Raw genomic sequence first — 26,720 nt, 5'->3', positions numbered from 1 at the left:
GAGGCAGCTGCTGCAAGGAGTCAAGAGAGGAGACTGCTTCATGACAGAGACCATAAATACCTGGATTGATTGGCTGCTGCAAACGCTGGGCCTTAGCGGGCCATCTATTTTATTCGTGACCATCCCGCTCGCACTTTTGCAGAGTATATTAGGATTTTTTCCATTCGTAATTTTGATCGTGCTGCATGTCTCTGTTTTTAACGTAATTGGAGGCATGCTGATCAGTTGGCTGGCCTGCAATCTAGGCGGAATACTGATGTATTTTCTTATTCGGAGATATCTGTATAACTGGTTTGACCGAAAATGGAGAACCAAACTGAAGCGCTATGATAAATGGCAACGTTACTTGGATCGATACGGGATTTGGACGCTGGTACTATTGCGTACGATTCCGATTATTCCGAACAATGTAATCAATTTCATGTCTGCTGTTTCACCGATTAAAGCCTCATCCTTTATATGGGGAACCGTGCTTGGTAATTTATCTTATATATGGTTATTCGGTACGATTGGATCAACTTTAATTGTTCCGCGTGAAGAATGGAATGGTTATCTTACCTGGTATGCGGTGTTTATTGCTATTCTCATTGGCATTTTTATTCGGCGTCATTGGGACCATTTGCAGGAGGATAAGCGGAGCAGAATGCACTAATATCATATTCCCAGTTCATGATCTAAAGGATGAAGAACGTTTCTTCAGGCGTAGTTTGCCGGAGGGAACGTTCTTCTTTTTTGTCCTCTTAGCGAATACCTTAAATTAAGTGGAGGTGGCTTGACCTCTGCGTAAGGCGGGAGGGACTATTGCAATGGGCAGATTGAAAAAATGGGGGAACCGAAGGCTGAGAATACCTGATCTAGGCCATTTTCGGCTGCCAAAAATAAATGGGGACACGAATCGGAGATTCTCAGCAAGAAGCTCCGCATTCAAGTCAAAACCCAGCCGGGCAGCGGTTAGGCCGCAGCGTACGCGCTTTGAAGCCAAACGTAGCAAAGGCCGCTTTAGGTTATCCAGCCGGCCAGAGAGTAAGGTAACGGTTGCAGGCGGAAAAACACATAAGCCAAGAAGCCGACGCAAATTTTGGCTGATAGCATCTTTAGTAATACTTGTGCTGGTGCTGCAGTCACTTCGCTATGTGGAGCTGCATATGAAGCCGCCCATCCTGCATTTAGCACAAATACGTGTGAAGCAAATCGCTACGGAATCGATTAATAAGGCGATTACCTCTCAGGTTGCGAATGGGGGGAATGCGGAAGAGCTAATTGATTGGAAGACGGATAAGAACGGGAAAATATCAGGGTTCATGCTCAACTACGCGGAGCATATGCGTATTACTTCGCAAGCGGCACAGGTCATTCAGTCTACGCTGCAGGAATTGCATAATCGAACAGAATATATTCCGCTGGGGCAGGCGTTGGGCAGTCCCCTTATCGCTTCTTATGGACCCGATATTCCGATCAAGATTGAACCACAAGGTGCGGTTAAGGTTGAACTCAGTACTCGCCAGCAAAACGCTGGGATCAATATGATTCTGGTCGAGGTATATATTCATATTGTGACAGAGGTTGCAGTCGTCATTCCTTTTGATATGGAGCCGCAGGTAGTGGATACAGAAATTCCTGTGTCTTATCTGATGGTTGTTGGAGATGTACCTATGTATTACTACGATAATCAAGGTCAACCTGTGGGGGCGAACGGCAGCAGTGCTCCGGGAATTGCTATTCCTGCTCCAGCTGTAGGTGGGGATAAGAGTGGAGCAGTGGATCAGGGTAAGGATACCTCCAGCAACAGTCAGAAAGATAACAACCCGTCTCCAGCGGCAACTGATCCCGCGAGTACGGGTGCAGACCATACGGAAGAAGATAAAGGAGCGGGCGGAGGAAATTAAGGGGATATCGCGCTTCAGCGCTCATAGACTATAGGTAGAACAGATTTAATAAATGGAGCGTGAATCCTAATGTCGCAAGAATCTCTGAATGTGGAACGCTTGGCGGGAAGGTATGGGTTCTTGGAACGCACGGGACTACTTCCACTGCCGAGTATAGATGGGATCACCCTTGTAGTTGAGCTAAGCCGCCCGGATTGTGCCGCGGCTTGCTTACCCTTGCTGCTGCTCCATTCTGGAGAGTCTGTGCGCATTATTGCTGTGGCAATGACTCCTGATTTTTCTATGGATACATTAGCCGGACAGTTCTCACAGGAGCAGTCGATTCTCTTTGTTCCTTATGAGAAAGAGGAGTACATGCCTAACCAGGCTCTGGCACAGATCGAAACCAGTTTCGCGGTTTTACTTGAAGATTCGACCATGGTATCGTCTGGCTGGCTAAATGAGCTATTGTGGGTTCCTTTTGATGACGCTTCTGTTAAGGTGGTTGCCCCTCGCTCTTCAACCGAAAGAGGGGAAGGGAAGAAACGTCTTCACTTCGGCACCTATGATGAGTTTGCTGCGCATGTGAGCTATAGTCTTAGCCGGCACCAAGGAGAATGGCGAGAGATGGATGTACTAACGGGTTCTTGCCTCCTGTTCTCTAAAGAGCTGCTTCAGCGTATTGGAGGGTTGGACACCTCGCTTCATGCGCGGCCTCTTATGATTGCCGATTGGTGTCTTCGAGCGCGGCAGTCTGGAGCTAAGCTGGCGCTAAGTGATGCTGTGTATGTTCATGCTATACATTCACTTGATAGAGGCCAGAGTAGGCTGAACGGACCAACACTTGCGGATGGCTGGCGGGCGTACAGTACAAAATGGGCGCTGGAAGATGTCTTAGAAGACGAAGAACATCTTGTACCGCAGAATGGATTCTTACAATCAACACAACCTGTTATTCCACTCGGTAAGGCAACCTTGGCAACGCCATTAGTGACGGCGATTGTTTATTGTGAAGAGGATGGGAATGGGGACCATCTTCCGCAGGACTGGGCAGCTACACAGGAGCAGCAGAGCTACAAGAATATTCGCTGGATCTGGATCAAGGACAGCTGGATGAACACAGCTTCCGGCTTGCCAGTAAATGAACAGGATGTAGTGATTACAGTTCGTGGTCAAGAGGCTTGGCTGCGGGCTTTGAAGAATGCATCTGCATTATTTGAGAGTGAGATAACTGTGTATTTATCAGACTCTATCAGGTATGAGAAATATTACGTTGAACGGGTAGTGAAGGCGATCACCCAAGGTTCCGCGGATCTGATCGTTAGTTTATCTACGGATATGGACGAAGAGGTGGGGCATTTGCTTAAGGGAGACCCTTCGGGAATTGTTTTTCCGCTAGAGCGAGTTGCTCATAAAGGCGGGAATGTGCCTGGAGTGATTACCTGTAAGGCGTCCACTTCGCACCAATTGCAGCTTCACCCTGAAGCTTCACTAACTATAGGTTATGTGGGGGATTTGTCCGAACCGCAGGGGAAGAAGGCAGATAGCAGCAGGGGCAGGGAGGCGCACTCATGAAATATTTAATTCTGAGCAGAGGCTCCTGGGAGGAATACGAATATAAAAGACTGTTGGATCTTCTTCCCGAGCGGGAAGAGGTTTGTTTTGCCGGAAGAATGACTCTTGAGCAGCAGATTAACAGCCAGATCAAGCCGGTAATGATCGCGGATATTCATACTCTCAAGGCGAGGGAGTACACATTTCTGGTCTCCTCTCCTTATTGGCTGCCCGAGGTTCTTTCTTTGCAAGCAGGATATATAGTGGCTTTGTTAGAGCGCTGTCCGGAAGAAGAAAATAAGGTCTTATGGGATAAATACAGCGGCTTGCTTGGAGCAAAGGCTGATCTAGTAGGAACCCGGTCAGAACGGATCTATCTGGAGCAGAGCTTGTGCAGGGAGAGTGTTATTTATCTCGACGGGGATCAGCAGGAATCCTATGGAGTTGTATTTCAGCGCGAGCGGATTTATTTTCTGACAGATTATGAGATGTTGTGGAGTAAGGCGATTGAGAACTTATGGCAGGAGGAGCCCCTCCTTGCTACGGACTGGTTTAGGATTCAACTACAGCTTAGGGCTGATTATTATACCTCAATGTGCGCCAAGCTGCCCAGCCAGCCTGTTGTACATTATTTGGCAGCATCTTATTTGTATTTGCTTGGGGACTCCACAGCGAATCGATATCTGGCGCAATCCTTTGAGTTAATGGTGTTGTATGAATATTTGGATTGCCTTATTTCACACTTCCGGTTTTTTTCTGCAATAGAAGCCAAGACAGGGAATCTGGAAACGGCAGTCCGCCAATTTGCGATTACAGCATTTACCGCAGAGGAGAAGCAAGCAGTAGAAAGGATGGAGAGCTGGCTCCATTCCGGTCAGGATGAATTGGTTCGCGCGGAGTTGTTCCACCGGAATGAGGATGAGGCAGCGGCGGTAAGAATTTTAAGCCCGCTAACTTCTTCCGAGGCAAAAGCGTTGCTGGTGCAAAATTATGTGCGGACTTTTCAATGGGAAAAGGCAATAGTGCTGCAACATGAGCAGGAAGAAAATGTGGATGAAGCCATGGAAGGCACCATACACTTGCTGTATGGCAGGCGGCACGAGGCCATCCGTAGCTTTTTAAATGCAGGAGGGGAAGACAATCAGGCATGGCCACTTTTGTCAGAGATGGCAGATCTCGAAGAGGCTGTAAGACGATTGAGAAGGAGAGTGGAGGATGAGTAGTCATAGAGGGCCACTCCGCAAAACATCTGGCAATCGTCTGACTGCTATAATGCAGGTTAGGAACGAAGCCGGAAGGTATTTAGAGCAGGTGCTGGAGGAATTAAGTGAGTTCGTGGATGATATTGTGATCGTGGATGATGGAAGTACAGATAATACGGCTCAGTTATGTCTCTCTTTTGCCAAAGTTAAGAAGCTCGTAACCCTGCAAAGCTCTTTGTTTAACCGTGAATGGGAGCTGCTGCAAACATTGTGGGAGCTGGCGGTATCTACGAATCCGGATTGGCTGCTGTCTGTGGACGCCGATGAGTTCTATGAAGAGTCTGCTAAACGGGAGATGAGGCGACTCATCGATCAGGATGTGTATGACTGGGTATCCTTCCGATTATTTGATTTTTGGGGCGGCACCACACATTACCGTGAAGATGAGCATTGGAATATCCACACGAAACATACCCGTACACTAGTCCGCTATTTGCCGAACTTTCATTATTTTTTTCCGAAAATGGATCATCATGTGCCAAGGCTTCCGCTCTCTTATTCGGTATTGCCGGGTTTTCTTACCGAGCTGCGTGTGAAACATTATGGTTGGGCGATATCCCCTGAGGAGCTTCGGCGAAAATACTCGCGTTACCTGGAGCTTGATCCAGAGGGGCGCTGGGGTAGTCTGGAGCAGTACGAATCTATCCTTGATGAGCAGCCCCATCTGGTAGAATGGCAAGAGGAGCATTGAAATCCGCATCTGCCCTGCCAACCGGCTAAGTCCGGCTGGCAGATCTCAGAAGCAGCGCACAAGAGATATGAGCTGACGGTATCCCTTGCGGATAAACTTCTGCTGCGAGCTGCAGCTTGTAATAAGCGAGGCTCACGGCTGCGGTAGCCCCCCCGACTCTACGCAAAGCGGCTTCATCCCCTACATGAAGGATGGGCATCTCTCTGCAGGAGTAGGCTATCGCAGCGTATAATTGCCACTCGGTACAGTCCGCAGGCGTTTGATATTGAGGAGGCTTGCTAACATAAATAGAGCACCATTGTTTTTTTATGGAGGTGGGGGCTTCGAGTAAACCGTAAAGTAAAGGCTGCGGCAGACTGGACCATTGAAAGGAAGAACCTTGCGAATGCCGATAAAGTGCTAATAAACTATTCCAAGCACCAGTCTGAAGCAGCAATTGTGCTGCATAGTTGAGATCCGAAAGATCAGCTTTAAGCCTATAATTCCCCGCTAAAAGATGATGGATCGATAAAATCCCCGGTCTGTAAGACAATAGACAGACAAGCCAGCGCATGGCAGACTCAGTATCTCCAATACGGCAAGAGAAAGCCCACAGGTAGCCAAGTACAAAGGATCGGTTGGAAAGATGGGAAGGATCATGAAGCAGCTGTTCAAGCGGTGCGAGTGTCTGAAGATGTTCCGGTTGATTGTTTATTTCCAGAATCGCCTGCAATGCAACCTGAACAGATAAGGGTAACTGGCTGGCTGTAGAAAGCTCGGCTTGCCATTCCGGATCGCGGGCATTGAGCGCTGCGGGCAGAAGATAACTCAAAGTATCAGGGGATAAAGAGTGCAGATGGTTGTGGGTCAATGCTCGTAGCGTCACCTTCTCCCCAGAAAAAAGGCTTAGTGGGACAAATTCTTTCCACGCTTCGGTATAATCAGGCTTATGTTGTATGGAAGCCTCGTAATGTCTCCACGCATCCGGGTATTGGTATAACTTCTCACACACTCTCCCGGCTAGTAGTTCTGTTCGATACGTTCCACTGCCCGAGGAAGAAGGGTATTTATGTGCTGTATTCCCGCTCTGAAGTGCTTGCTCCAAGTAGTGCTTGGCTGAGCTGAGCTTCCCTTGTTCCAGTAACAGGAGGGCATAGCTTTCTAATAAATCCGTGAAATCGGGAAAAAGACCGCTCCCCGTACGAAAAACTTCCTCAGCTTCCTGCTTTCGGCCACATAGTTGTAAGGCGTAAGCCGTCTTAAGGTAAATATCTGAGACATAACCGGAAGGGGCTGGAGTGGAGGTGAGCAGCGGAAGGAGGATCTCTGCCGCTTCTTTATATTGTCCCTGCTGATAATACTCTGCCCCTAACGCATAACGAAGAAAAAGATGGTTCGGTTGAAGCCGCAGACCGTTGTTGATAAGTGCTAAATTGCGGTTATATTTATTTTTACGCATCAATTCATCTTCTAAATATCCGTAGTGCAAAATACGCAAATCTGCATAAGCGATCTCCCCCGCTGGAAGCTCCCAAATGCTGCTGGCAATCTCCTCATGAATACTTCCGCGAAAAATAATTCTTTTGTCATTTCTGAATAATCGACAGACATGATCTGTAACAAAATCCGCTTCAGGTATATCACCGACATAGTGGATAATGGGCAGCCAATACCCATGAATATACTCGGCACCAAGCAAGGGCTGGAGCAGATTCTCACTCCAATGATCTACAGCCTCATCGGCATCCAGCACCAGAACCCAAGCAGAAGTTGCATACTCTAGGCTTATATTCCGAGCTTTGGTAAAATCATTTTCCCAAGGAATGTCGATAATCTTTGCACCGAACCTCTGAGCGATTTCTTTACTGTTATCCTCTGAACCTGTATCCGCAATGATAATCTCAGATACTAGCCCGCACACAGAGGATAAGCATTTCTCCAGATGGTTTGCCTCGTTCTTAATGATCATGCAAAGTGTAATATCCGGTGTGGTCATAGGAATACGTCCTTCCTAATCTGAAACTCTGGGCAGTGGAAGTGCGAGCCGCACTCTTTTAGCCGCTGGAGAATAGGGGGTTGAAGAAGAGAGGGAGGCAAGCAGACGATCCGCCAACAAAAGCTCCGAACGCCCTGGGTGATAGGCTGGGTTGAATAACGAGTCATTAGATGAGGGCTGCCCTGTGGTCTTCATCAGCTGTTTTGCTGCCTTATCACATCCCTCAATCTGCAATAAATCTAAGAGAAGTCCGCTTTTAGCAGCTGTGTATTCGGGTAGATGAGCGTGAAGCCAGCCCGAAATTTCATTTTCGCGCTCAGCACATTTTAAGGCTCGGATCAGACGGGGTATGATGGGCGTTGGCTCGGGATGAAGCTGAGCAGCTTTGGTATAACAGGCACAGGCCTCGGTCTCATCGCCTATTTCTTCGCATAACTGTCCCAGCAAATAAAATGTCAAATAAGATCCGAATCCGGACTCGGTATGGTAACCGGATGGAGCTTCTCCAATGACTAAGGCTTGCAGCAATGCTGTTTTGGCCTCAGCTAGGGCTCCCATTTGAAACAGCAGCACACCTTTGATATGAGCCAAGTCAGGATAATCTGGATGTAAGGTTATCCCTAAGTCGCAAGCTTCCAGCGCCGCGTTGAAATCTTTTAATTCTGCCAGGCAGCGGATTTGATATTTGTGCAGCAGATGAACGTAACTTGTGTCGGGCGGAGCTTCGTTAAGTGATCTTTTGATATGCTCTAGAGCCGGTTGATATTCACTAAGCCGCATATATTCAACAGCCATATTGAAATGGTGAAAGGGGTTATTGGGATTTAACTTTAGCTGTTCCTTGAGCAGCTCTACATTTCGTTTGATCTTATCTTTTTTTGCTACTACGCCGTCTGCATAACCGTAATGATGGATGACTACGGTGCTTAAATGCATAGCTGCTTTGGGTGTAGCTTTTACGATCGTTTCTGCAATCTGTTCGTGGATGATGCCGCTGAAACGGTACTGCGGGCGGTTACGGAATAGGCGGATAATCGGATTAACAGTAATGGTCTGTGAAGCTGCGGTTAAACCTTTATGATTATGAATGCGCAGAAAAAAAGCTTCATACTCCAAATGCTCCGCACACAGCAACAGCTCCCCCTTACTTTTCGCATCCAGTTCCTCATCTCCATCCAGAATGAGAATCCATTGTCCGTGGGCTTGCTGAAGACCCGCGTTGCGGGCAGCGGCAAAATCGCCATTCCAAGGATGGTGAACAACTTTAGCTCCAAAGCTTAGAGCAATTTGTAGCGTGGAGTCGGTAGAGCCAGTGTCGACTACTATGATCTCATCGGCGACACCACGTACGCTTTTTAAACATTGGCTTAAGCTATCTGCTTCGTTCTTAACGATCATGCATAGCGAAATCAGAGGTTTTTGGCTTGGCATGTTCATTTGGCTGCCCTCCCCTCGCTCTGGCGGAAGCTCCACTGTGTGTGCCACGGTGTACGATTTAGTAAAAAGATGGATTTATGGATGGCACCAATATCCGTTTGCAGTGGACCGTGGACGTTAGCTGCATCCAAGCTGTTCAGAGCATCCTCCATGCTAAGCTTCGCTTGCTGAAGGTAACAGAGTGCTAAACCCACTCGGGCAGCCTCATGCTCAGGCATTTGCTCCAGCGCTTGTTGAAACCATTCACTGGCTTCCGTGTAATGCCCCTTGTCAAAGACCATCTCACCTATATAAAAAAGAACCTTCGCATCAGCCGCTTGATCGCTAACTAACCTGATAAAATGCTCGCCTGCCTCATTCCTATTCCCTTCTTTATATAATGCTGCGGCTAATTCAGACCGAAAGGTAGGGAACAAATTTACCAAAGCTTCGCTTAACGCGGGCTGGTGTAGTTTTACTGATTGTTCGATCAAATCTGAAATGAATGAGGAATGTAATGTTAATGGATCTACCTCTGCTTCAACGGGATCTACCTTTTGTTGCTGGTGGCACTTCTGAATGTATTGCAGTCCGAAACGAAGTTCGTCTGGTACATAGGTTAGCAGGTCATTGTGGAATTCTCCAAAAAGCGACCAAGAGCAAATAGCCCAGAGGGTAGCCCACTTTTTCAGATATTCTAAATCATGGTTATCTTGCGTAGCTAAGGAGGCCATTTGTCTTATCGTTGTATAGGCGTCTTCCAGCTTGCCGGTAATGATGAGCGAAGAGATCATCCAATTTGCCGTCTCTAATTCCAAGGGAAAAGTGTCTCGGGATAAGTTAGTGATGGCCTCATTAGCATTTATCGCAAATAAACTGTCAATAATCGCAGCTCGTTGGGCAGCATTAGTTGGGGGGACGAGTTGTATCAGCAAGGTGGCAATCTCCTCATCGGTTACAGCTAAGCGTTGAAAAGCAGAAGCTATTCCCTGCAAGGCAGGCCTATATAAAGAGTGGTGTTGAAGCGCACGGTGGTAGAATCTCGCAGCGTCCTCCTGAAGCTCAAGCCGCTCTGAGATTAATCCTAGTCGATAAAGTGGGCGGAAGGTGTTCATCCCTTGCTCAGATACATATTTTTGATTAACCTGATCTCCAGAAATGGATGCTGCACGCTGATAAGCTTGAAAAGCACGTTCTAACAAACCTTGACTCTCCAAAGATTGGCCTAATAAAAAATGCAGGTCAGAGTAATCCTCATAACGCTCCAATTCAGGCAACAGCAAGGGATCTATGATATTGGTTTTTCCTTGAGCCAGATAAATTTTACAGAGATCTCTAATCATCGTAGGACGGTAGGAAGCTTCAAGTGGCACATGGTGAAGGGTCTGGCGAAGTAATGTCTCTGCTTCCAGAAGACGACCGTCCTGACAGCAGGTGACTGCTAAATTATACGAGTGAAAAGGATCTTCCGGTTGTTCGGCTAAAGCGAGTCGCAGCAGCTGTTCATTGCGTTTGATTTTATTTTTTCGTGCCATGATTTCCGGCATATATCCGAAGTGTTCAATCTCAATATCACTATGCTCAATCGCCGAGATGTTATGTGATTTAAGGATTGCAGCGTCAATTCCTTCATGAATTCTTCCGCTATATCGATAACCCTGTCCATTTCGGAATAAACGAACCGCACTGTGCTTTACCTTATCTTCAGGCCGAACGCCAAGCCAATTATCAATGTGTACTGTAAAAGCCTGAGCTTGCGTGTTTTGCAGGAGGCTGCGGAGTTCCGGAAGTGGAGTTTGTAGGCGTTCATCGGCATCAAGGACTAGAATCCAATCGGTATCCGCCTGATCGAGACCTTCGTTACGTGCTGCAGCAAAGTTTTCTGTCCATTCCCGTTGGAATACTCTAGCCCCGTGCGCTTGGGAAATAGCTATGGATTCGTCAGTAGAGCCTGTATCTATGACCACAATCTCGTCAACACCTGCTACGCTTGTGAGACAGTGGGGCAGAAGATCAGCTTCATTGTTAACGATGAGGTGGACGCCAAGCGTAATATTGTTCACGTTGTTTCCTCCTTGTTACATATGTAGAAGTAGAAATCAGCTTTTGCTATCAAAAGAAAAAGCACATGGATATCCATGCACTCTTTCGTTACAACATATGATGGGCATCTGCATTACGTTCCCTGCGCGTTGAAACTTACATTGATTGTTGAGGCGGCTCCTGCATTCGTTGATTGATAGGATAAGCGTGTATATTTCAGGAATCTTGCCGGAACTATGACATCGATAGAACCTGCTGCTAAAGGATTATCTCCTGTGGTATCGACGAAATAGTTCGTTCCGTCAGCACTGATTTCAACTCGTGTGTTGACTGGGTTAGCTCCAGTGTTATTGATGAAAAAGGAATAGGTCCCCAATACGCTCGTAGTCACTGCTGGCAGTGGAGTATAGGCATTAGCAGTTGCAATACCCGTCGTCGTCTGTTCGATAAAGCTGCGTTGTGAAATAGAGGTCACACTACTGAGTGTACCGGCTGTGATGGTGGCTCCGAGCACGCTGGTAATGGTGCCGTTTAAGAGGTTGGTAACCGTACCTGCTGAAGACAAAGTACCAGCTGTGATGGTGGCTCCAAGTACGTTAGTAATCGTGCCATCGAGAATGTTAGTAATGGTACCTGCTGAGGACAGAGTACCCGCAGTGATCGTAGCTCCGAGCACGCTGGTAATGGTCCCGTTTAAGAGGTTGGTGACCGTACCTGCGGAAGACAAAGTACCAGCCGTAATGGTGGCTCCGAGCACGCTGGTAATGGTCCCGTTTAAGAGATTGGTTACCGTACCAGCCGAAGACAAAGTACCGGCAGTGATGGTAGCTCCAAGTACGTTAGTAATCGTGCCATCGAGAATGTTAGTAATGGTACCTGCGGAAGACAAGGTACCCGCAGTGATTGTAGCTCCTAGTACACTAGTAATGGTCCCATTAAGGATATTGGTAACTGTTCCTGCTGAGGACAAAGTACCAGCGGTAATGGTTGCGCCTAGTACACTAGTAATAGTCCCGGCAGTGATCGTAGCTCCGAGCACGCTGGTAATCGTGCCATCGAGAATGTTAGTAATGGTTCCTGCGGAGGACAAAGTACCAGCTGTGATGGTAGCTCCGAGTACGCTAGTAATAGTCCCGTTAAGAATGTTGGTAACCGTACCTGCGGAAGACAAGGTACCCGCTGTGATGGTAGCCCCGAGTACGCTAGTGATAGTCCCGTTAAGAATGTTAGTAACTGTTCCTGCTGAGGACAAAGTACCCGCAGTGATGGTAGCTCCGAGTATATTGGAAATCGTACCATCTAGGATAATTGTCGTTAGATTTCCGCCTGGATCTGTAGTAAGCGGATGATCAATCAGCGAGGCATCCCGGCCAAAAATAAGCGTTCGTAGATTATCGGGATTAGCTTGAAAAGAGCTGTAGTTAGGCAAAATTCCTCGTCCCTCTCTTATAAAATTGTTAACTCATACCTATAGACTGGGCTTGGACGTATACATCAATTTTGCCTAAACCCGTTGGCTGTTGCGTGGAGGCGGATATCCGAGTCCACTTTAAAAATCTGCTTGGCACTAGCACCTTCATTTCTTTTGCGGCCACGATCTCTTCTGAATCTATAAAAGAATCAAGACTGTTCGGACTAATCTCCAAGCGGACGCTAACAGGGTGGTCTCCTTGGTTCATAACTGCGTAAGAGATCATCGTTTTAGTTCCGCTTTTTTGCCAAGGCAGAGGCGAAATGGAGCTGGAAACGGGGAATCCGATAAATTGATGCTCGGAAAATAAAGGACTGATCGTGACCTTACGGCGGTTTCTTCGACCATTTGGAGGTAGAAAAGGTTGCGGATTTCTAGAGCGATTCCCCTGTTTTCATTCACCTCCTACGGGTTTTCTGGAACCCTATCCATAAAAGGACCCTAACCGTCGTTTGAGCCCTGAGCATCAATAAACCGCAGTCCAATAAGCCGCGAACCGTTAGGGACAATCCTTAGCCATTCGAATGGTGATAATAATATATGGTGAAAAATAAGAGGTGATTGGGCTGCAAAAGCAAAAATACGCACCTTCCCAAACAACCTGTTACTTAGAGCGGCATAAAATAAGATAAGCTCAAGTACGGGGAGGATAGCGCATGCCAAACGATTCAGTATTTAATCAGAGTAGCCAGCCACTCTTTACAGAACAAGTCAACACGTATGTTGCACCTGGTATAGATTCAGCTCCGGAGGGAGGAGCGGCTAAGGCGGGGCTATTGTTTGGAATCCCTTTTACTTCTACGGTAACGACTGCTGCACCGTTAGTTGTTCAGATTAGTAATCCGGCAGGCAGCGGACGTACATTGTATGTATCCCGTGTTGCAGCTAGCTCGGCAACAGCTGCGGTTACGTTATCTCTACTTCGGAACGCTACGGTCACCGGAACCACCGTTACACCGATAAATTTTAATTTTGGAAGTGCGTTAACCAGTGTGATGACGGCCAGAACCTCGACTGCTGCCCCTACGGGAGGTCCGGCCACTCTAGTATCTTTATTACTGGCAGCGGGTCCCGCCATTGTTGACTTTACTGGACAAATCGTTGTTCCTCCCGGAAATTCCATAACCACGTCCATCACGATTGCATCGGGAACTTCAGCAGCGACAACATCTATCAGCTGGTGGGAATATTAGAACTGGGAGGGGATAATCATGCCTAATCAATATGTGTTTAACGACAATGATCAACCTCTTTATGTGGATATGGTCAATACCTTCCAAGCTCCGGATATCAGCGCGCCACCTGAAATAAGTGCTTCGAAGGCTGCGGTCTTGTATTCTACCAACACATCCGTGTCTAGTTTGGTCGTACTTAGTCTTATTTCTGCAATTACTTCTATTCGGATTAGTAATGCTGCTGGCAGCGGAAAAACCGTATATATATCTCGTATAAGCGGCAGTATCGGCGGATCTTCTCTGCTATCGGCTATGTCTGGAAGCTTTACAATTGTCAAAGGGGGGACGTTAACCTCTCCTGCAACCTTGACACCAACAAATAATAATCTCGGAAGCGCGGCTACAAGTGCGATGACCGTTCAATCTTCAACAGCGGCAATTAGCGGGGGGACGACGCTTTACAATTATCAATTAGCCCCAGGCGCTTTCTCACAGAACTTTACGGGAAGCATCATCGTTCCGCCGGGGACTGCTATTTGTGCTAACGTAACTTCATCTAGCTCGGCCGTAGGTTTAACGATTACTTCTGCACTCGGTCTTCTTTGGTGGGAACAATAGAATATATATTTTATTTTGAACCTATAACGGTGGTGAACCTTGACATCATTTGGTTAAGGTTTTACATAGAAGGTTGGAATGAATAGAAAATAAAGGGGATTGGCATTATACAATAAAGATGGAATTCAGTTTGGAATGTGAAAAGAGGGACAATTATGGAAAGTTGTTTATTTATTCATGGCTTTACCGGAGGTGAGCATGAAATCTCTCCCTTGTCCCAGTTTATGGAGCAGCATAATTATCGTTCCAGAACATTTACCCTAAAGGGGCACGGGGGCAGCAGGAATGATTTACTGCATTCGGATCGACATGATTGGCAGCAAAGTGCTGAGGATGAATTAACAGAGCTGTTAAAGACAAATGACGGAGTTCATCTGATCGGTTTTTCAACCGGTGCTCTTATTGCTTCACATCTCTCAGTGCGCTATAAACCTTGGATTAAATCTCTCACTTTGTTGTCTACCCCTGTGTTTCCGCTGAATCCTGTAGAAATTATTAAGACCCTTGCGAGCTTTTCCATGCTAAAAACTTATATTAGTAAATTCAGTTCAACGCCTCCAAAAGCAACTCGAGAGTTCCAGCGACTGGTTCGTGAAAGCTTTTCTGTTTATCCGCATATTGAGACTCCAACCCTGATCGTGCAAGGGAAACGGGATCATCTAGTGAAGACTAGAAGCGCCGATTACCTACGTCATCATATGATCAAGGCGACCCAAAAACAGGTGCTGATGGTCGACAACAGTGGTCATATGGTGTGCCATTGTGAAGAGAAGGACCGAATTATGAATGAAGTCTTGCAGTTTATTCAGAGTACAGGACGTTGAACTCAAACACTAAATATTCAACCCCAAGAGCTTCCGAAATAGGAGCTCTTTTTTTGTTGTGCATTTCAATTTTAAGGCTTGACAACGCGTCTGGTGTCATGGTAATTTTTAGTAGGGAAACCGGTTTCCCTAAAATTCGTTTGTTTCTATGCCAAAAACATCGCTGGAAAGGTCGTTTTTAATCCAAGAAGTAGGTTTTAGTGTGTTATGAATACGCTTTAATAAGAGAGGGAGATGCGCGCGATGAAACGTAAGTTATGGTACGTGCCCGTTCTGATTACATCTATTCTTCTTTCTACTGTGATTAATTTATTCATCTTAGCGCCACAACAGGCAGATGCGGCCAGCATCGGTACGATTAACGAGAATGATACCATTTATCAGATTATGGTTGACCGGTTTAATGACGGGGACTCTTCCAACAATGCTACGGGAGCGGCAATTCGCTATGGCGAGAACTCTGAAGAAGATTTCCGTTATATGAAAGGCGGAGATTGGCAAGGGGTGATCGACAAGCTGTCTTATATTAAAAATATGGGCTACACCGCGATCTGGATTTCCCCAGTGGCGGAGCCGCAAATGACGAATCGGGAGAACAATGGCAGCGGTAAAAATACAGCGTATCACGGGTACAATGTTAAGGACCCTAACGCAGCCAATCCCTACTTTGGTACAAAGGAGAAGCTTAAGGAGTTAGTGGATTCCGCACATGCGGTTGGCATCAAGGTAGTGATCGACGTTGTGCCGAACCATATCGGGGATTATATGCTGGGTACCCAAGCCTACTATGATATCCCTAGTCTGCAGCCAGCAGCTCCTTTTAATAACCCGGCTTGGTATCACCATAATGGAGATATCAACTGGTCTTTGGCAGACGGAAGATACGATCAATGGGCACAGGATTACTTAGAAAATCATGATCTAGGCGGACTGGATGACATTGACTTCGATGTCCCTGCCGCTAAAAAAGCCGTATTTGATTCGATTAAAGGCTGGTTTGACTATACAGGAGCAGATGGTGCACGTGTAGACGCAGCCAAGCTGATGAAGCCGACTGATATTGGTGAACTGCAAAATTATCTGGGGGTTAATACCTTTGGCGAGAATTTTGACGGCAATGCTGAATTTGTCTCACGCTGGGTCGGCAACAACAAGGAGTGGGGCATGCTTGATTTCCCAATGTTCTTCTCCGTTCTAAATAGCTTCGCATATGGGCAGTCTTTTGACTCCAATATTAAAAGCACCTTGGCACAGGATTCCTACTACAACGGAAATGCCAATCACATGGTTACCTTTATCGACAATCATGACCGCAATCGTTTTCTCACAGAAGCTGGAGGAAGCGTAGATAAGCTGCAGAACGCTTTGACTTTTATTTTTACAGTGCGTGGAACACCCGTAGTCTTCCAAGGTACGGAACAGAACAAAGGCAATGGTAATGGACAGATTATGACGGGAGGCATCGCCGATACCTGGAACCGCTGGTCAATGGTGAAACGGGATGCAAACGGCAATGTATTAGAGAATTATTTTAATGAGAATGCCAGCACCTACAAGCACGTAGCCAAACTTAATGAGATTCGGAAAAATAATCCGGCACTCCGTACAGGCACTCAACGTGAAATGTGGTCTGCACAGAACTTATATGCTTTTTCACGTCGTATCGACACTGGAACTAATCTGGGGCAGGAAGTTATCTCCGTATTTAGTAATAAATCCAGCGGCTCGCAGACCGTTACCATTCCACTGCGTGCAGAGAGCAGCTTGGCAGTCGGGACGGTTCTTTATAACCAGTTGAACACTTCGGATACGGTAACTGTACAATCGGGTGGAGCAACTGGCAAGCAGATCACTGTAACCGTGGGTGCAAATGCAGCCAAAATTTATGCAAAACAACAGCTTCCTACAGATACAGTGGCTCCAACTGTACCAACTAACGTGACCGCAACTGTTCAAAATGCATCCAGTGCTTTAGTAAGCTGGACCGCTTCCACCGACAATGTAGGTGTGACCGGATATGAAATTTATCGCAACGGCGTCAAAGTGGGTACATCCGCAACTACTTCATATACGGATAACGGATTATCCGCCAGTACTACGTATGACTATACGGTAAAAGCAATGGATGCAGCAGGCAATCTATCCCTCCTTAGCGCGATTGCTTCAGTGACAACACCAGCGGGGAACAGTGTCACTATTTACTATAAGCAGGGCTATACCTCGCCTTATATTCATTATCGCCCTGTAGGAGGAACTTGGACGACATCACCAGGTGTGGCGATACCTGTCTCTGATGTAGCAGGCTACAACAAAATAACGATTAATATCGGCTCAGCCAGCCAGCTTGAAGCTTGCTTTAACAATGGCAGCGGTACTTGGGACAGTAACGGGGGCAGCAACTATTTATTTAGTGCCGGCACCTGGACTTATACACCAACTGGCAATATTCAATCGGGTGGACCAGTGACGCCGACACCAACGGTAACACCGACACCATCACCAACCGTAACGCCTACACCGACGGTAACGCCGACACCGACGCCAACCGTAACGCCAACACCGACACCGACGCCAACGGTATCGCCAACGTCAACACCGACACCAACGCTAACGCCGACACCAACGCCAACGCCAACGCCAACGGCAACTCCGACACCGACCGTAACGCCTACACCAACGCCAACGGCAACACCTGTCGGCAGCACGGCAACGATCTATTATAAGAATGCGGCTTATAGCAGCTCTTATATCCATTATAAGCTCGATGGTTCAACGGTCTGGACGACGTCTCCAGGCGAGCAGCTCCAAGCTTCTGCTTTTACAGGATATAAGGCGGTTACGATTCAGCTGGGCACGGCAGCTGGGCTGACCGCAGCCTTTAATAATGGCAGTGGCACATGGGATAACAATGGCGGCAATAACTATCATTTTGCTGCGGGCACCTGGAGTATGGTGAATGGCAACATCACCGCAGGAGAACCACAAGCGGATAGTGTTACATTCCGAGTAACTGTTCCTGCGTCTACTCCTGTGAGTGGTCCCGTTTATCTCTCCGGTTCCTTCAATAGCTGGAATGTGGCAGATCCGAACTACCAACTGACGAAGGGCAGTGATGGTATTTACTCCATCACACTAAGTCTACCGGCGGGAACAGCAATTCAATACAAAGTTACACGAGGCGCTTGGACTAATGTGGAGGTGAATTCGAATGGATCGGATCTTTCCAATCGAACCCTTACGCCATCAGGCGGTGCACAAACCGTAAATCTGACGGTTCAGCGCTGGAAGGATCTATAAGCTTCATAATATCTACAGCTTAAACACAACAAGGAGCGGCTACCGTATGGGGCCGCTCCTTGGTTAGCAGTATGAAGTTTTTTAATTGCAGAAAGTACAATTAGACTTTCTGTTTGAAGCTGGAAGAAAGATTTAACTGTATTTTGTGCAGTAGAATTCAGGAAAAAGGCTGTTTTTTGCCGATTTCACGAGTTTTGACTGCACAAAGTGCAATTAAATCGAATGTTACCCATCTTATAAGGATTTCTATTGCACAAAATGCAATTAAATCCGATGTAGCCATTTTAGCTACTCAAATTCGATCAAGCTAAAGCAGTTACTCCAGACAATCAAGCCGAATCAGCACGCAGCGCAATAAAGTTCAGTCAGCTACACAAGCTCAATCAAGCTTCCTGCCTCTTCACTAAGTTCCCGCTGGGAACTGGGATCTCATAGTTGACTCACGAGGAATGAGTTCTGGCTCGAGAAGCAAATGCCTAGAGGGTATGTTGTTATTACGAATGCGTTGCATCAGCAGCTCGCCTGAAGATACCCCCAGCTGGAACGTGTCGATATTCAGAGAGGTTAGAGGTGGCGTAGTATAACGGGACAGAGGATATTCATCAAAAGCTGCGATGCCGAGCTGTGATGGAACATGAATATCCAGTGATTTTGCAGCTTGAAGCACCCCGAAGGCAACATAGCTGTTCATGCATACTACGGAGTCTGGTCGATCTTCGCTCTGTAGAAGCTCAAGTGCAGCATGATAGCTCTCATGTTCATCAGCCTTACAATTGATAATCCATTGCTGCTGATCCGCAAGATCTGCTTGCTGCAATGCTTGCAAATATCCACTCAGACGATGGGTATAAATCTTTTCCTGCTGCTGCCCGCCTGTGAAGGCTATTTTGGAATACCCCTGCTTTATTAAATGTGAGGTCAGCATGCTGCCGCCTGCTTCATTATCGAAATCGACCCAGCTTCCGGGAGTCATAATTTCGCCGATGGAGATGTAGGGAAACTCCAAGCGGTTCAGTTCTTCGCAAAGCTCTTCCGTAAGTACGGAGTTATTCGCTATGATTCCGTCGACACGTTTGCTGAATACAAGTCTATTTAGAAAATGTCCTTCCGGACTACTATGCTGCACATTGGAAATAGTCAGCTCGTATTTTAAAGGCGCAATTACACTTTCTATTCCACCGATGATGTTGTAGAAAAACTGGTTTAGAAATTCACTTTCCTTGGACATATCGACCAGGAGACCAATATTACAGCTGTTTTGTCTGGCTAATCCAGTAGCGATACTGCTTGGTGTATAGTTCATCTGCTTCATAATTTCGCGAACTTTGTGTTTCGTTTTCTGTGATATTTTTGGGGAATCGTTTAATACTTTGGATACGGTAGATTTAGCCACATTGGCTGCTTTGGCAATATCAGAAATGGTTACTTTCATTGTCTTCCCCTCATAATCCAGAACGGTATTTGTAACCATAATAACACAAATTTAGCAGTCTCTCTAATCACAAAGAGTCTCATAGATTTAAAGATAAAAGCATAAAAAAGGAGTTTGGAAGTTATGCCTCATACATGGTTTTTATATCATACAAGTGAAGATCCGTTTGCCTATCCTGTGGGTACGGGCATCTTGAAGCTCAGACTGTTCACGCAAGCTGGACAGCAATTATCCTGTACCGTCATCTACTCAGACCGTTATGATTCTCCGGGGCATGAAGTTCCTTTGCAGATGGAGCGGATTGGGTCGGCAGGTGTTTATGAGATACATGAAGCGGTCATTGAGAACCCTACGAAAAAATGCAGATATCTATTCCATGTAACTAATCCTGCGGGTGAATATGTCTGGTATGGAGAGAGAGGGGCGTCGGAGAACCGCGAACGTGCGGGTTCTTTTCAATATGCATATCTCCATCATTCTGAGGCGTTGAAGTTACCTTCATGGAGCATGGATGCAGTAACCTATCAAATCTATCCTAGCAGTTATAACGAAGGGACCTTACAAGGCATTTCTGACAAAATGCCCTACTTGCAACAGTTAGGAGTAAACGTTGTTTATATGACGCCTGTATTTGAGTCTCCTTCAGAGCATAAGTATAATACCTCCGATTACTATAAGGTTGATCCAGTATTTGGGGATATGGAAGGATTGAAGGCGCTGGTCAGCCAGGCACACAGGCATGGAATCAAAGTGATTTTAGACGCTGTGTTTAATCATTCGGGAGACCGCTTTTTCGCGTTTAAAGATGTGTTGGCAAAAGGAGAGCTATCTCCGTATAAAGATTGGTTCTTCATTCATTCCTTTCCGGTTACGCAGACGCCTGTACCCAATTATGAAACGTTTGCCAAAGCTGAAGCGCATATGCCAAAGCTGAACATGGACAATCCGGATACGGCGAATTACATGATTGAGGTTGCGAAGTATTGGGTGCGCGAGACAGGGATTGACGGCTGGCGTCTGGATGTGGCCAATGAAGTTAATCCGCGTTTTTGGTCCCGGTTTCGGCAAGAGCTCAAATCTGAATATCCTGAAATCCTGCTGATCGGTGAGATTATGCATGCTTCTGGGCCATGGCTTAGAGGGGATCAGTTCGATGGAGGAATGAATTATGTGCTTCGTGATGCAGTGTTGGAATTTTTTGCGGAACAATCTACGGGGCCAATTCGCTTTATGGAGCAATTGCTCCATCAGGAGGCATTGTATAATGACCAGGCGAATTCGGCAATGTTTCAGTTGCTTGGCAGCCATGATACCCTGCGGTTTCTTACGGCATGTAAAGAAGGTGGGCGTGGTTGGGACCACGTGAGTACCGCTGTTGAACGTATGATGCTGGCTGTTTTTTTCCAGATGACCTATATCGGTATTCCAATGATCTATTACGGGGATGAGGTTGGGATGGAAGGGGCGACAGACCCCCACTGTAGAAAAGCTATGATATGGCAAGAACAAGCTCAGAATGCAGTGCTGCATAAGTGGTATCAACAATTGATTTCTCTGAGAAAAAGCCATGAAGTTCTGCGCAAAGGTTCGTTTCGTCCTTGGTTTACTGATGAAGTTCGTAATGTGTTTGGCTACATACGGGGTGTGGAGCACGAGAAGATAGGGCTGATTATCAATAATTCTCCAAACCCGTACCAACTAGAGCTTAGCCCATATCGAGCTGATAAGAACGAATTAACTGATTTATTGTCTGGAGCAACTTTTAAAAATAATAATAAGCTTACGGTCAGCATTGAACCTTTTGGCTGTTTGATGTTGTATTAAAAAAGAAAAGGCCCCTCTCTAAGGAAAGGGACCTTATTCTAATTTACAGCACTTTTTTTGCTTCTTTTGTTCTTTAAGTCTCTATATTCCTGTTTCTCCCATTGTTTCAGCAACGGAAACGGATCAAAAGCCCATTCGGTAATTCCGCGATCGCGGTAAATGCCAAAATGTAGATGTGGAGGAAATTTTCCTTGTGTTCCGGGATTGCCGTAACCCGAGCTGCCTACCCAGCCAATAATCTCACCGGGGGTGACTATATCTCCGCGAGAAATGGTTTTGTTATATCCAGATAGATGAGCGTAATAATGGTAACGGTTCTCGATATCGCGAATGCCAATTCTCCAGCCGCCGTATCGGTTCCAGCCTTTTGTCTCTACTAAGCCAAAGCAGGTGCTTCGTACTGGCACTCCTTGAGGTGCAAATAAATCTGTTCCTTCATGGATACGTGCTCCGCCCCAGCTTCTTCCAGTACCCCAAGTGCTACGATAAGAATAAAGGTTACTTAGGGGAAGCGGGAAGGCATTGCCGGATAGGTCCAGCCGTCCAAAATGTTCATATAACTTCGCGAACTGGGTGATGCGCTGCGAGGCGCGGCCATTGTGATAATACTCCCAGACCCCGATACTGAAATCACTAGCGGATTGTCCATACTTCAATAAGTGTCTAGCCATACTATACAGAACGTCCGCATCATTCTCTGGATCAGCAATGCCGTCTCCTGAGCCATCACTGCCAAAACCATCAAAGAAGCTAATGGATTTCGGGGAAGTATCCCCTTGATCCGGATTAAGTGGACCAGCCCATACCGGTGCCGGGATTTTTATGGCTGTAAGGCGCGTGGAGACAGGCTGCCCTGAGGCTCCCTTTTTGGCGAGCGTGCGTTCATATTGATCAATGGCTGCGAACCTAAACCAAGGGATACCAGTAGCTGCGCTCATTTGCTCATAAATCTGTCTACGGCCAGACCATTGCGCTTCTTTGCTAGCACTAGCGGGATCCCCGCTGCTCATCACCGGTTGGATAGTAGGCCGCGCTACAGCTGCTGCAACGGGAAGGTTTAAACCACCCCAAAGGATAGCGGCCGCGGACAGGCATAACAGGGTTCTCCGGTTTTTAATATTTTTAAATAGGGCCAGCAAGATAACAGCCTCCTTTTGTCCGGGCATTAAATTGAATGTAGTCACTTCGGATGAAGCTTTTTTATAGATTGGTGCAAAATACTACTTTTTATCCGTTCTTGTCTAAAGGTACCAGAAAAATCTCGCTGGAAACTCCAGATGATACACCCTGCATATTTCACAAAAACAGGCAATTGTAAATCGCACATGTTATAATATGAGGCAGCAACTTTCATCTGCAGCATCACATTCAGGAGGAAGCGGGGTTTATCATTTTGTCTAATAAAACAGCAAAGCAACCTAAACCGGATTGGATTAAGATTAAGCTAACTACCGGTGACAACTATCAGGAAATCAAAAGCATGATGCGTTCCAAAACTTTACATACCGTATGTGAAGAAGCTAGGTGTCCGAATATTTATGAATGCTGGGCAAACCGTACGGCTACCTTCATGATTTTAGGTGATATTTGTACACGCGCATGCCGTTTTTGTGCAGTAAATACAGGGATGCCTACAGAACTGGACCTGCAGGAGCCTGAACGTGTAGCTGAAGCTGCAGAGAAAATGAATCTTCGTCACTGTGTGGTGACTAGTGTGGCCCGCGATGATCTTGCGGATGGTGGCGCTCAGATTTTTGCTGAGACGGTCGCGGCGATTCGTAAACGCCTTCCGTTATGTAGTGTTGAAGTGCTTATTCCAGACTTTTTAGGAGACCGGAATAGTCTTGAGATTGTCATGAACAGTAATCCAGACATTCTTAATCATAATATTGAGACCGTGGAACGGATGTCAGATCGTGTACGGGCTAAAGCGAAGTACCCTCGTTCCTTGGAATTGCTGCGCAGAGCCAAGGAAATGAAACCAAATATTCCAACCAAATCGAGCATCATGCTTGGTGTCGGTGAAGAGTGGAATGAGATTTTACAAGCAATGGATGATTTGCGAGCCGTAAATTGTGATATATTGACTTTAGGACAATATTTGCAACCCACTCCAAAACATTTAAATGTCGAGAAATATTATCCACCGGAGGAATTTGCACTGTTGAAGGAAGAGGGAATGAAGCGTGGCTTCAGCCATGTGGAATCAGGCCCGCTAGTTCGCAGCTCTTATCATGCGCATGAGCAGGTGAAGTCTGCAGCTCAAGCTCGCGAGGAGCGTGCGGTTTCTTCTAGCTAATTATTGCTTTTCTGTGGTTTAATTCACGGAGAATGTTAGTAAGAGGAGGAAGAGCGACAGCGTTCTGAAATCTCTGCTCTTAGGTTACCCATAAAAATCGTTGATTTGCGTCATTGGAGGGGAATATTGGAGCTGTAGGAGCGGTTCGAGAACAGCGACCGAAAGCCCAATATTCCACATAGATGGTGGTATAATCAACGTCATGATTCCCAAAGAAAGGCAGGCGGCAAAAGGTTTGATCGTAATAGGCGGAAAAGGCTATGAACTTATGTTGGATCATAAGGATGGTTGGAATCCGGAGGCATTTCGCGGGAGATATAGCGAGGTGCTGGAAAGATACGACTATATTATCGGTGACTGGGGTTACAGTCAGTTGCGTTTGAAAGGTTTTTACCGGGACAACCATCCTAAGGTGAATCGGGATACAGCGATTTCGGGTATGGTTGATTATATTAATGAATACTGCAATTTTGGCTGCGCTTATTTTGTGCTGCATAAATTGAAAGAGGTACCACAAGAAGGCATGTTCAAGGATATTTTGATCAAAGAAATACCAGAGCCGAGTGATGAAGAGGCCTTGGAGCAAGAATCGGAAGCTAGTGATGAAGCGGCTGCAGATAAAGAGTTTTCTGCTAAAGAAACATCCTCTAAGCAAGGCTCGAATCACTCATTGGCATTTAAAGAGATGACTTCTTCTAAGGACAATATGGCGAAGGATAGACCTGTGAGAGAACATCAGAGCCGAAATCACCGGGGCAAGGATTCACAGGGCAAGAAATCCAAAAAGGATTTCCAAGGCAGACCGCCACAAGGTCAGTCTCAGAAGCCCCAAAACACACCAAAACCTCAAAGCGCTCAAAACAACCAGAACAATCAAAACAATCAAAATAATCAAAACAACCAGAACAATCAAAACATAGAAAATTCACAACCTTAATGATGAAAGCTGAACCATAAGTAGAGTCCTTCTACGAATGAGCCAGCTTTTTTTCTTATAAAAAATAGCAGAGCACCGTTTCTCCCGGTACTTGGAGATCGCTGCTCAGTGTTGCTGTGTGTTGCTCAGTGTTTCTGCTACTCTGTGTTGCTCTGTTGCTCTGTTGCTCTATACTATTAGTCGTTGGCTGCTTGACCCAGCAGTTTCATCATCCCCCGAGGCTTAAGGACCCAGATGCCGTTATTTGCGAATTTTCAGCCTTTTGAGCAGGGTTTTGGACTCCAATGATGCTATTCGTTAGAAAGAGGGGAGTAATTATGGTGTCTTTTATACCAATAGCGACTATGGGGTCCGATAGCATAACAAATATGGATTAATATTGCGATTAGGGTCATCCATGTCCGATAGGTGCTACAGATGTTTCGTAGGTGCAAATATTATCAAACTAAACAAAAAACAGGAGTTGTCCCAACGGCCATTTCATGGCTTATGTGACAACTCCTGTTTTTACTCATGGGTGCTTGATTCAGCAGCTTAATGATTAGCTAGATTAAGGATCTATTTTACAGATAATTTCAATTGTTTCTGTGTTGCATTGTAACTCCATACAAGCGCAGGGAACTTCTTCTTAAAGGCATTTAATTCAATGAAGGTCTCGCCGTTCTGAGAAAGCGCCTCTTTGGAGGACAACGTAAAGCCGGTCGCTTTACCTGTCCCGTTCGTTACGATGACTTTTTTGTTCTTGGCATCCCATGTGATGTCGCCTTCGATCAGTGCACCTAGTACGAGCGAAGAAGCATAAGTCTTATCTCCTTGCTTTATTAGACCCACATTACCAGCAAAGGCAACCCCGTTGACATTCAAGATATGATGATCACCGGAAACCTCAATGCTTTTCATTCCTGCAATCTGTAGAGCGGTAATCAGCTGCGCAGTTTTGCCTTTAACCTCAATATCCGGTGCAAGCCCGATGTGATTAAAGTCTTCTTTATTTGGAGTTAGATATTTCTGCGTAGTCAGCTTCAGCATGTCTCCATTGGACATTGGAAGCAGGCTCTGAATACGTGCTTTGCCGAAAGAACGAGTGCCTACGACGGTAGCGAGCTTATTGTCGCGTAATGCGCCAGTAAGCGCCTCAGAAGCGCTGGCAGTGTACTCATTCGTTAGAATAACGACGGGTACGCCTATTTTGCTGCCACTGGTAATCGTTACTGGAGTTAGTGCTCCGGTTTGATCGGAGGTATACATCATGATGCCTTTATCCATGAAATTAGAGACAATGTTGTATGCCGAATCCATATAGCCGCCTAAGTTGTCACGCAAATCAAGCACCATCGATTTCATACCTGCTGCACGCATCTTTTTCAGCATAGCGGCAAATTCTTCATCGGAATTCTGTGTGAAACCACTCAGTGTGATGTAGGCTATCTTCTGTCCAACAATAGTTCCGGTAACAGAAGTCGAGCTGATTTCATTTCGGGTTACACGAAATGATTTAGTCACTCCATTCCGGAGCACCTGCAGAGTGACCTTGGTGCCTGCGGCTCCGCTTAACTCGTCTCCTTCGGTCTCTTCAACGGGGATTCCGTTAATTTTGACTATCGTATCACCGCGTTTCAGACCTGCTTGTTCTGCAGGCGAACCGGGTGTTATGTCTTCGATGTAGAGTTCTGTTGCGGTATATTGCAATCTAACACCAATACCAACGTATTCCAGATCAACATCATGTTCAAATTGTGCCGCTTCCTCGGTATTGAAGTATTGGCTATAAGGATCATCCAGGGTGTTCACCATGCCGTCAATGGCTCCACGAATCAAAGTATCCTTATCTACACCGGAGAGGTTATAGTTCTCCAGAATATTCATGACTTCATTGATAAGATCACGGTTATCTGTAGATGCCTGAGCGGCATCGGCAGCAGAAACTACTGGAGCAAAAGTTAGGGATAAAGCCAGACAGCTGCCTAAAAGTGCACTTATTACTTTATTGGATTTCATGGAATCATACGCCCTTTTTATATAATTTATAAGATAAGA

20 protein-coding genes are annotated in these 26,720 nt (G+C 46.2%); 12 read left to right on the top strand and 8 right to left on the bottom strand.

Features of this window, described 5'->3' with window-relative positions; all coding sequences use genetic code 11:
- Positions 1 to 40: 40 nt before the first annotated feature.
- The 5 genes from NSQ50_RS26255 to NSQ50_RS26235 all read left to right on the top strand — a co-directional run bounded on the left by NSQ50_RS26255 (position 41) and on the right by NSQ50_RS26235 (position 5,372).
- Positions 41 to 652, top strand: coding sequence for a TVP38/TMEM64 family protein (locus tag NSQ50_RS26255; protein ID WP_036685356.1), 612 nt, complete (start codon positions 41 to 43; stop codon positions 650 to 652).
- A 154-nt stretch (positions 653 to 806) separates the two neighbouring features.
- A complete protein-coding gene (yunB, locus tag NSQ50_RS26250; protein ID WP_076141798.1) occupies positions 807 to 1,886 on the top strand; it encodes a sporulation protein YunB in 1,080 nt (359 codons plus the stop codon).
- Positions 1,887 to 1,955: 69 nt separating this feature from the next.
- Entirely contained in the window at positions 1,956 to 3,440 is a 1,485-nt protein-coding gene (locus NSQ50_RS26245) for a hypothetical protein (protein WP_036685352.1), read from the top strand.
- Positions 3,437 to 4,642 (top strand): hypothetical protein, encoded by a 1,206-nt coding sequence (locus NSQ50_RS26240; RefSeq protein WP_076224556.1) that lies wholly within the window; start codon positions 3,437 to 3,439, stop codon positions 4,640 to 4,642. Before NSQ50_RS26245 ends, NSQ50_RS26240 begins: the two co-directional genes overlap by 4 nt.
- A complete protein-coding gene (locus NSQ50_RS26235) occupies positions 4,635 to 5,372 on the top strand; it encodes a glycosyltransferase (RefSeq protein ID WP_076224554.1) in 738 nt (245 codons plus the stop codon). Before NSQ50_RS26240 ends, NSQ50_RS26235 begins: the two co-directional genes overlap by 8 nt.
- Positions 5,373 to 5,397: 25 nt before the next feature.
- Here NSQ50_RS26235 and NSQ50_RS26230 read toward each other — a convergent pair whose 3' ends face one another.
- The 5 genes from NSQ50_RS26230 to NSQ50_RS26210 form a co-directional block, all read right to left on the bottom strand.
- Positions 5,398 to 7,320 (bottom strand): tetratricopeptide repeat-containing glycosyltransferase family 2 protein, encoded by a 1,923-nt coding sequence (locus tag NSQ50_RS26230; RefSeq protein WP_340949808.1) that lies wholly within the window; start codon positions 7,318 to 7,320, stop codon positions 5,398 to 5,400.
- 42 nt (positions 7,321 to 7,362) lie between these two features.
- On the bottom strand, positions 7,363 to 8,784 hold the full coding sequence (locus NSQ50_RS26225) for a tetratricopeptide repeat-containing glycosyltransferase family 2 protein (protein WP_076224550.1): 1,422 nt from the start codon (positions 8,782 to 8,784) through the stop codon (positions 7,363 to 7,365).
- Positions 8,781 to 10,826: a glycosyltransferase gene (locus NSQ50_RS26220; RefSeq protein WP_076224548.1), complete on the bottom strand. Its 2,046-nt coding sequence runs from the start codon at positions 10,824 to 10,826 to the stop codon at positions 8,781 to 8,783. The genes NSQ50_RS26225 and NSQ50_RS26220 overlap by 4 nt, the downstream gene beginning before the upstream one ends.
- A 113-nt stretch (positions 10,827 to 10,939) precedes the next feature.
- On the bottom strand, positions 10,940 to 12,235 hold the full coding sequence (locus NSQ50_RS26215) for a DUF6385 domain-containing protein (protein WP_340949807.1): 1,296 nt from the start codon (positions 12,233 to 12,235) through the stop codon (positions 10,940 to 10,942).
- A gap of 28 nt (positions 12,236 to 12,263) precedes the next feature.
- Positions 12,264 to 12,503 carry a DUF6385 domain-containing protein gene (locus NSQ50_RS26210; RefSeq protein WP_052097302.1) on the bottom strand — a complete coding sequence of 80 codons (240 nt, stop codon included), beginning with the start codon at positions 12,501 to 12,503 and terminating at the stop codon, positions 12,264 to 12,266.
- Positions 12,504 to 12,933: 430 nt separating this feature from the next.
- Here NSQ50_RS26210 and NSQ50_RS26205 point away from each other — a divergent pair, with 430 nt between their 5' ends.
- The 4 genes from NSQ50_RS26205 (at position 12,934) to NSQ50_RS26190 (ending at position 18,191) form a co-directional block, all read left to right on the top strand.
- Entirely contained in the window at positions 12,934 to 13,470 is a 537-nt protein-coding gene (locus NSQ50_RS26205; RefSeq protein ID WP_038573218.1) for a hypothetical protein, read from the top strand.
- An 18-nt stretch (positions 13,471 to 13,488) separates the two neighbouring features.
- Positions 13,489 to 14,070 carry a hypothetical protein gene (locus NSQ50_RS26200; RefSeq protein ID WP_038573217.1) on the top strand — a complete coding sequence of 194 codons (582 nt, stop codon included), beginning with the start codon at positions 13,489 to 13,491 and terminating at the stop codon, positions 14,068 to 14,070.
- Positions 14,071 to 14,225: 155 nt separating this feature from the next.
- Entirely contained in the window at positions 14,226 to 14,894 is a 669-nt protein-coding gene (locus tag NSQ50_RS26195; protein ID WP_038573215.1) for an alpha/beta hydrolase, read from the top strand.
- 243 nt (positions 14,895 to 15,137) lie between these two features.
- Positions 15,138 to 18,191: a carbohydrate binding domain-containing protein gene (locus NSQ50_RS26190; protein WP_076224546.1), complete on the top strand. Its 3,054-nt coding sequence runs from the start codon at positions 15,138 to 15,140 to the stop codon at positions 18,189 to 18,191.
- Between the two features lie 403 nt (positions 18,192 to 18,594).
- Here NSQ50_RS26190 and NSQ50_RS26185 read toward each other — a convergent pair whose 3' ends face one another.
- Positions 18,595 to 19,623, bottom strand: a complete 1,029-nt coding sequence (locus tag NSQ50_RS26185; RefSeq protein ID WP_076224544.1) for a LacI family DNA-binding transcriptional regulator — start codon at positions 19,621 to 19,623, stop codon at positions 18,595 to 18,597.
- A gap of 123 nt (positions 19,624 to 19,746) precedes the next feature.
- Here NSQ50_RS26185 and NSQ50_RS26180 point away from each other — a divergent pair, with 123 nt between their 5' ends.
- Positions 19,747 to 21,447, top strand: coding sequence for a glycoside hydrolase family 13 protein (locus tag NSQ50_RS26180; RefSeq protein WP_036685324.1), 1,701 nt, complete (start codon positions 19,747 to 19,749; stop codon positions 21,445 to 21,447).
- Positions 21,448 to 21,485: 38 nt separating this feature from the next.
- Here the strand turns inward: NSQ50_RS26180 and NSQ50_RS26175 are convergent, their stop codons facing one another.
- Positions 21,486 to 22,586 (bottom strand): M23 family metallopeptidase, encoded by a 1,101-nt coding sequence (locus tag NSQ50_RS26175; RefSeq protein WP_036685322.1) that lies wholly within the window; start codon positions 22,584 to 22,586, stop codon positions 21,486 to 21,488.
- A 254-nt stretch (positions 22,587 to 22,840) separates the two neighbouring features.
- Here NSQ50_RS26175 and lipA point away from each other — a divergent pair, with 254 nt between their 5' ends.
- Both lipA and NSQ50_RS26165 read left to right on the top strand, forming a co-directional pair.
- Entirely contained in the window at positions 22,841 to 23,746 is a 906-nt protein-coding gene (lipA, locus tag NSQ50_RS26170; RefSeq protein WP_036685320.1) for a lipoyl synthase, read from the top strand.
- A 235-nt stretch (positions 23,747 to 23,981) separates the two neighbouring features.
- Positions 23,982 to 24,683 carry a YutD family protein gene (locus NSQ50_RS26165; RefSeq protein WP_080742731.1) on the top strand — a complete coding sequence of 234 codons (702 nt, stop codon included), beginning with the start codon at positions 23,982 to 23,984 and terminating at the stop codon, positions 24,681 to 24,683.
- A gap of 558 nt (positions 24,684 to 25,241) precedes the next feature.
- Here the strand turns inward: NSQ50_RS26165 and NSQ50_RS26160 are convergent.
- The gene (locus NSQ50_RS26160) at positions 25,242 to 26,681 is read right to left on the bottom strand and encodes a S41 family peptidase (RefSeq protein ID WP_051491374.1); all 1,440 of its coding nucleotides are present in this window, start codon (positions 26,679 to 26,681) and stop codon (positions 25,242 to 25,244) included.
- Positions 26,682 to 26,720 lie beyond the last annotated feature (39 nt).

The sequence above is a fragment of the Paenibacillus sp. FSL R10-2788 genome (genome assembly GCF_038003885.1).
Classification (GTDB): domain Bacteria; phylum Bacillota; class Bacilli; order Paenibacillales; family Paenibacillaceae; genus Paenibacillus_AQ; species Paenibacillus_AQ odorifer.
Note: the sequence above shows the minus strand (reverse complement) of the source record. Positions and strands in the feature narration are given on the sequence as shown.

Excerpts from the sequence above, each read along its gene's own strand:
- NSQ50_RS26200 (WP_038573217.1), top strand. The coding sequence starts at position 13,489 with ATGCCTAATCAATATGTGTTTAACGACAATGATCAACCTCTTTATGTG.
- NSQ50_RS26180 (WP_036685324.1), top strand. The coding sequence starts at position 19,747 with ATGCCTCATACATGGTTTTTATATCATACAAGTGAAGATCCGTTTGCC.
- NSQ50_RS26255 (WP_036685356.1), top strand. The coding sequence starts at position 41 with ATGACAGAGACCATAAATACCTGGATTGATTGGCTGCTGCAAACGCTG.
- NSQ50_RS26160 (WP_051491374.1), bottom strand. The coding sequence starts at position 26,681 with ATGAAATCCAATAAAGTAATAAGTGCACTTTTAGGCAGCTGTCTGGCT.
- NSQ50_RS26210 (WP_052097302.1), bottom strand. The coding sequence starts at position 12,503 with ATGATCTCTTACGCAGTTATGAACCAAGGAGACCACCCTGTTAGCGTC.
- NSQ50_RS26190 (WP_076224546.1), top strand. The coding sequence starts at position 15,138 with ATGAAACGTAAGTTATGGTACGTGCCCGTTCTGATTACATCTATTCTT.
- yunB (WP_076141798.1), top strand. The coding sequence starts at position 807 with ATGGGCAGATTGAAAAAATGGGGGAACCGAAGGCTGAGAATACCTGAT.
- NSQ50_RS26235 (WP_076224554.1), top strand. The coding sequence starts at position 4,635 with ATGAGTAGTCATAGAGGGCCACTCCGCAAAACATCTGGCAATCGTCTG.
- NSQ50_RS26195 (WP_038573215.1), top strand. The coding sequence starts at position 14,226 with ATGGAAAGTTGTTTATTTATTCATGGCTTTACCGGAGGTGAGCATGAA.
- NSQ50_RS26245 (WP_036685352.1), top strand. The coding sequence starts at position 1,956 with ATGTCGCAAGAATCTCTGAATGTGGAACGCTTGGCGGGAAGGTATGGG.
- NSQ50_RS26240 (WP_076224556.1), top strand. The coding sequence starts at position 3,437 with ATGAAATATTTAATTCTGAGCAGAGGCTCCTGGGAGGAATACGAATAT.
- NSQ50_RS26225 (WP_076224550.1), bottom strand. The coding sequence starts at position 8,784 with ATGAACATGCCAAGCCAAAAACCTCTGATTTCGCTATGCATGATCGTT.
- NSQ50_RS26230 (WP_340949808.1), bottom strand. The coding sequence starts at position 7,320 with ATGATCATTAAGAACGAGGCAAACCATCTGGAGAAATGCTTATCCTCT.
- NSQ50_RS26185 (WP_076224544.1), bottom strand. The coding sequence starts at position 19,623 with ATGAAAGTAACCATTTCTGATATTGCCAAAGCAGCCAATGTGGCTAAA.
- NSQ50_RS26205 (WP_038573218.1), top strand. The coding sequence starts at position 12,934 with ATGCCAAACGATTCAGTATTTAATCAGAGTAGCCAGCCACTCTTTACA.